Genomic DNA, 5153 nt, shown 5'->3' on the forward strand with positions numbered 1-5153 from the left:
ATACAAGCCTACATCTCACTTGTAAAAATCATCGCCCTCTCAAGCGCCATAATAACACTTGATGGAAAACCTCTTCGATTAAAAATAAACTCTCCACCATCTTCCTAATTTTTTTAAAACAAACAACAAACAAAACACCTAAATAAATAACGAATAAATATAGGAATATCTATGAACAAAACAATACAACTCTCACTTCTTAGTGTCGCTCTTTTGAGCCAACTCCATGCAAATGAAACAGTGCAACTAGCACCACTAAGCATAACATCAACAGCCATCGCAACAGATGAACTCAAATCTACAGATGCAGTAGAAGTATATACTGCCAAAGATATCGAAAAAGCACATGTACAAAATATTTATGAGTTTTTAAATCAACAAACATCAGTTATTAGCATGCCGAGTTACGGGAATCCATACTCACAGCTTATAGATATTCATGGATATGGAACAAGTAATGGAAATCAAAATGTTGTTATTACAGTCAATGGAAGAAAACTTAACAATATTGACAATGCGCCTCAACTACTTAGTTCAATCTCGCCTGCATCAATCAGTAAAATAGAGATTATCAAATCAAGCGGTATTGTTGTAGGTGGAGACGGAGCAAACGCAGCTGTTATTAACATCACAACAAAACAAACAAACGAAAAAGAAGTTTCATTTTATATGGGAAATTACGGTTTAGTTGATGGCTCTTTTTATGTTGGTCATACAGATGAAAAGTTTTCTATCTCCGCAAGTGCAGAAGCACAAAAATCTGATGGTATTCGTACGATTAATGCCGCGGGAGCAAAAGATGAAAATAAATTCTCAACAGGAACTTTCAACCTTAGTTACACTCCAACAGATACACTTGAGCTGCGTTTAGGTGCAAACTTTTCAAAAATAGATGTTATCTATGCAAGTTATCTCACAAAAGCACAATATGACAGTAATCCAAAACAACAAAGTACAAGTTTTTTTCCGGTCACGCATCAAAAATTAAATACATCATCTCTCAATGGAGGAATCACTTACTACATTTCTGATGCTCTTAGCCTCAATGTTGATACTTCACATGAATATAAAGATTCAGACTATATTCCTTCATATGGAATGTATGCCTATAATTACAATACAGCAAAAGCTTCTATAGATTATGAAACAAAAACAATGGCGCTTAGTATTGGCTATGATGGTTTCTTTGGAGACAGAAGACAAGCAGGAAGCAAAACGACCAAAAATAACAATGCACTGTTTGCAATGAGTCAGTTTTACCATGGTGCACATACATTCAAAGCAGGCTATAGAATTGAAAAAATATCTTACGCTTACATTACAAGTACTCAAAACCTCAAAGATGATGAGTTACTTCATGGAGCTGAGCTTGGATATAACTATACTTTAGATAATAAAAGTTCTCTTTTTGCAAACTATTCTCATTCGTATCAAGCTCCTGTCATTGATATGTTTTTTGCAACAACATATCCACCACCTACATATATTCCAACAACAGGATTTAATGGTTTTATAGACCCTATGCAAGCAAATAACTACACAATCGGCTATAACAATATTCAAAAAGATAATAAGTTTAAGATCTCTGCATATTATATTGATTTAAAAAATGAAATCTATCTTCACAAACCTGATTACAAAAATACAAACATCGACAAATCACATAAATATGGTGTAGATATCTATGACAAATATCTTATTTCTCAAGAAGTAAATATTGCCCTAAACTATAACTATGTTCAAGCTATTATTGATGAAGAAAAAGAGGGTACAGATGATTATGCAGGGAATGAACTTCCAGGTGTAAGTAACCACAACATCAAAGCAACCCTAAACTACCTTCCAAACAGATATGCAACCCTAGCTCTTACACAAGTTTATCGTTCAGAAGCGTATGCAGCTGATGACTTTAACAATAACTTTGCACAAAAACAAGATGCTTATAATTCAACTGACATCTCTGCAACCTATGCAAAAGACAATTGGGAAATTTTCGCTAAAATAAACAATCTGTTTAATCAAAAAAATGGTTTATGGATTGCCGATGATGCCATCTATCCTGTAAACTTTACAACAACAGGTTTTATTGGTTTAAAACTAAAATACTAAAGGTATAGCATGAGTGTAAAAATTCTCTTTCTGTTTTCATTTTTTATACTCAACCTTTGGGCGAATGAGAGAATTATCTCTCTTAGCCCCTCTATTACAGAAATCATCTATGGACTTGACAGAGGAGAGAGCTTAGTTGCTACGAGTAGCTATTCTTTGTATCCAAACGCAGCAAAAAAGCTCCCTATCATTGGTGGATATGAAAATCCAAACATTGAAAAAATCCTAAGCTATAAACCAACACTTGTCGTAGGACAAAGCTTCAACCAAAACACTTTAGACAGACTCAAACATTTTCATATTCAAACCTTAGCACTCAATCTCAAACAATTACACTCCATAGAAAAATCCATCCTCACTCTTGGTGCAAAGCTAAACGCAGTAAACAAAGCAAAAGAACTCACAAACAAGATAACAAACGCACTAACAAGCACACACAAACCTACGCATCCACATAGCGTCATGATAGTTTATGGTCTCAAAGAAGACTTACGAAGTGGCATCTATATCGCAGGAAACAATATCTTTTTTGATGATATCATTAAAGCCAGTGGCAACACAAATGCTTACACATCAGACCAAACGAACCAGCCTGTTTTAAATTATGAAAATGTTATAGCACTCAATCCTGATCAGATTATCATTTTACATTCACATGCTACTGAGCCAAATGTAAATGTCAAAAAAGCCTTACAAAATTGGTATAGTATTCCCACAAACGCAGCAAAAAACAAAAAAATAAGTGTTGTTGATGAGGATTATCTTCATATCCCATCACAAAGAGTCGCGCTCACCATACAACGGCTTTACAAGGAAATGAATGATTGAGCTAAAAAATCTTTCTTGTAGTTTTGAAGATAAAAGAGTTTTACAAAATATCTCTCTTACAATCGCGCAGCATCTGTGTATATTAGGAGCAAATGGTTCGGGAAAAAGCACACTGGCAAAAGCACTTTGTGGACTTGTCACTTATGAGGGTGATATTTTTCTTGATGAAAGAAGTATCAATAGTTTTTCACTTATAGAAAAAGCAAAAGCAATTGCCTATATTCCTGCAAAACTCGAAATTTATGATGCGCATATTAGCGTGCAAGATTTTATACTTCTCGGACGTTTTGCTTATAAAAAAAGCTTTTTTGAGTATGCACATAAAGATGTAGAGATGGTCAAAGAAACTTTAGAGTTTTTAAATATTTCACGCTTGAAGCACAACCTTTTAAATGAACTCAGCTCGGGTGAACAACAGTTAGTTTTAATAGCTCAAGCCCTTGTACAACAAAGCCAAATCATCATTTTTGATGAGCCTACTGCTAACCTTGACCCAAAAAATTCCAAAATTATTGCACAACATATCAAAGAACTCAAAAAAAATCACAACATCATTCTTATCACCCACGATCTGCATTTCGCAGCCTACATTGATTCACCGGTGGCTTTTATACAAGAGCATGCACTCCACTACTACGAAGATGATTTTTTTACTGATACAAGACTAGAAGAGCTTTATGGTGTTAGCTTTGATGGTTTGGCGGTGCAGTATGATTAGATTTTTTATCTGGTTTTTTCTTATTGGCATTTTTCTTCTTTCTGCTTTTATCGGTGCTGTAGACATTAGCCCTAAAGAGCTTTTAGATGCAGATTCACTTAGTAGCACAATTTTTTATGACTTACGAATCCCTAGAGTATTGTTTGGCTTTTTTGCAGGTGCTATTTTAGCTCTTAGTGGACTAGTGTTTCAAACACTTTTTCGCAATGCTTTGATGACACCTTATACCTTGGGTATTTCAAGTGGTGCGGTTTTAGGGGCAGGTATCGCCATAAAACTTGGACTCTCCACTCTTGCCTTTGGTATCGCTGCTGTAAGTGTTTTTGGTTTTGTAGGGGCTTTATTTACCGTCTTTTTACTCCTCTATCTTTCGCAGTTCTTACGCCAAACGCAGCAAACTTCTCTTTTGCTCTTAGGCATTGCCTTGTCACTTTTTTACACTTCACTTTTGATGATTATCTTCTATCTCGGCTCTGCTATACAAAACGATATGCTGATGCGTTTTACTATGGGCTCACTCTCCATCATAGGGTGGAAATATCCACTTATCCTCGGCATGGCTGCGTTTATACTCTTTTTGTTTAGTTATTTATATCGTTTTGAACTCCAGCTTTTAAGCATCTCGCAGGAGCAAGCACAGCTTAAAGGGGTCGATACAAAAAAAACTACACTCAGACTTCTCATCGTCACCTCTTTAGCTATTGGCATACTTGTCAGCATCAGTGGTCCTATCGGTTTTGTTGGGCTTATCGTTCCACATATGGTAGAAAAACTCTACCCTCAAATCATCAGTAAACGTATCCTAAAAACAAGCATATTCGGTGGTCTTTTTCTTGTAATGTGTGACACTATCTCAAGAGCCATCCAAACACAAAGTGAACTTCCCATAGGCATTATCACCGCACTCATCGGCGGTCCATTTTTCATCTATCTTATCGTAAAGGCAAAGTAATGAGTTACATATCATGGTTTAACGAACACGCAAACAAACACAAGGTTATCGTAGAGAAGTTAGTCGCAAAAGAGTATACAAAAGAGCAGATTATTGCGTATTTTGATTTTGAGTATATGGTTAAAAATGAGCCTGATTTTTGTCCTTTATATGCCGAACATAAAAAATGTCATGATATGGAATCACTCAACTGTTACCTTTGTGCTTGTCCAAACTTTCGATTTAAAGACAAGGGCATAGAAAAAGTTGAGGGCAAAACAAAGTACAGTTTTTGCGGCATAAACTCAAAAGATGGAAAAGTTGGAGTCTATGGGGACGCTATCCATCAGGACTGCTCAGCTTGTAGTGTTCCTCACCATAAAGACTATGTGAGTAAAAATTTTGGTCTTGATTGGAAAAAGATCATGAAAAAGGTCATCATTTCATAATACCTGCTATAATTTTTACCATCACAAAAATGGGAGACAATTATGTCACAAATTTCAAGACGCGGATTTCTAAAAAGCGCTATGGCTTATGGCTGGTTTTATCAACGAAAACTACAAA

Annotated in this window: 5 protein-coding genes; all 5 read left to right on the forward strand. The window is 35.6% G+C overall.

The genetic code is table 11. The features are described 5' to 3' along the window. Positions 1 to 171: 171 nt before the first annotated feature. From MV052_RS00015 to MV052_RS00035, 5 genes are read left to right on the forward strand one after another with little or no spacing between them, the layout of a single operon-like run. Positions 172 to 2109, forward strand: a complete 1938-nt coding sequence (locus MV052_RS00015) for a TonB-dependent receptor (RefSeq protein ID WP_297439561.1) — start codon at positions 172 to 174, stop codon at positions 2107 to 2109. Between the two features lie 9 nt (positions 2110 to 2118). Further along, positions 2119 to 2937: a helical backbone metal receptor gene (locus MV052_RS00020; RefSeq protein ID WP_297439562.1), complete on the forward strand. Its 819-nt coding sequence runs from the start codon at positions 2119 to 2121 to the stop codon at positions 2935 to 2937. Then, positions 2930 to 3655 carry an ABC transporter ATP-binding protein gene (locus MV052_RS00025; RefSeq protein WP_297439563.1) on the forward strand — a complete coding sequence of 242 codons (726 nt, stop codon included), beginning with the start codon at positions 2930 to 2932 and terminating at the stop codon, positions 3653 to 3655. Before MV052_RS00020 ends, MV052_RS00025 begins: the two co-directional genes overlap by 8 nt. Beyond that, positions 3648 to 4607: an iron ABC transporter permease gene (locus MV052_RS00030; protein ID WP_297439564.1), complete on the forward strand. Its 960-nt coding sequence runs from the start codon at positions 3648 to 3650 to the stop codon at positions 4605 to 4607. The genes MV052_RS00025 and MV052_RS00030 overlap by 8 nt, the downstream gene beginning before the upstream one ends. Continuing rightward, complete coding sequence (locus tag MV052_RS00035; protein WP_297439565.1) at positions 4607 to 5035, forward strand: hypothetical protein; 429 nt, start codon at positions 4607 to 4609, stop codon at positions 5033 to 5035. Before MV052_RS00030 ends, MV052_RS00035 begins: the two co-directional genes overlap by 1 nt. Positions 5036 to 5153: the final 118 nt, after the last annotated feature.

Source organism: Sulfurimonas sp. (genome assembly GCF_026988655.1).
In the GTDB taxonomy this organism is placed as follows: Bacteria; Campylobacterota; Campylobacteria; order Campylobacterales; family Sulfurimonadaceae; genus Sulfurimonas.

Coding starts and splice junctions, on each gene's coding strand:
- MV052_RS00035 (WP_297439565.1), top strand. CDS start 4,607: ATGAGTTACATATCATGGTTTAACGAACACGCAAACAAACACAAGGTT.
- MV052_RS00015 (WP_297439561.1), top strand. CDS start 172: ATGAACAAAACAATACAACTCTCACTTCTTAGTGTCGCTCTTTTGAGC.
- MV052_RS00030 (WP_297439564.1), top strand. CDS start 3,648: ATGATTAGATTTTTTATCTGGTTTTTTCTTATTGGCATTTTTCTTCTT.
- MV052_RS00020 (WP_297439562.1), top strand. CDS start 2,119: ATGAGTGTAAAAATTCTCTTTCTGTTTTCATTTTTTATACTCAACCTT.
- MV052_RS00025 (WP_297439563.1), top strand. CDS start 2,930: ATGATTGAGCTAAAAAATCTTTCTTGTAGTTTTGAAGATAAAAGAGTT.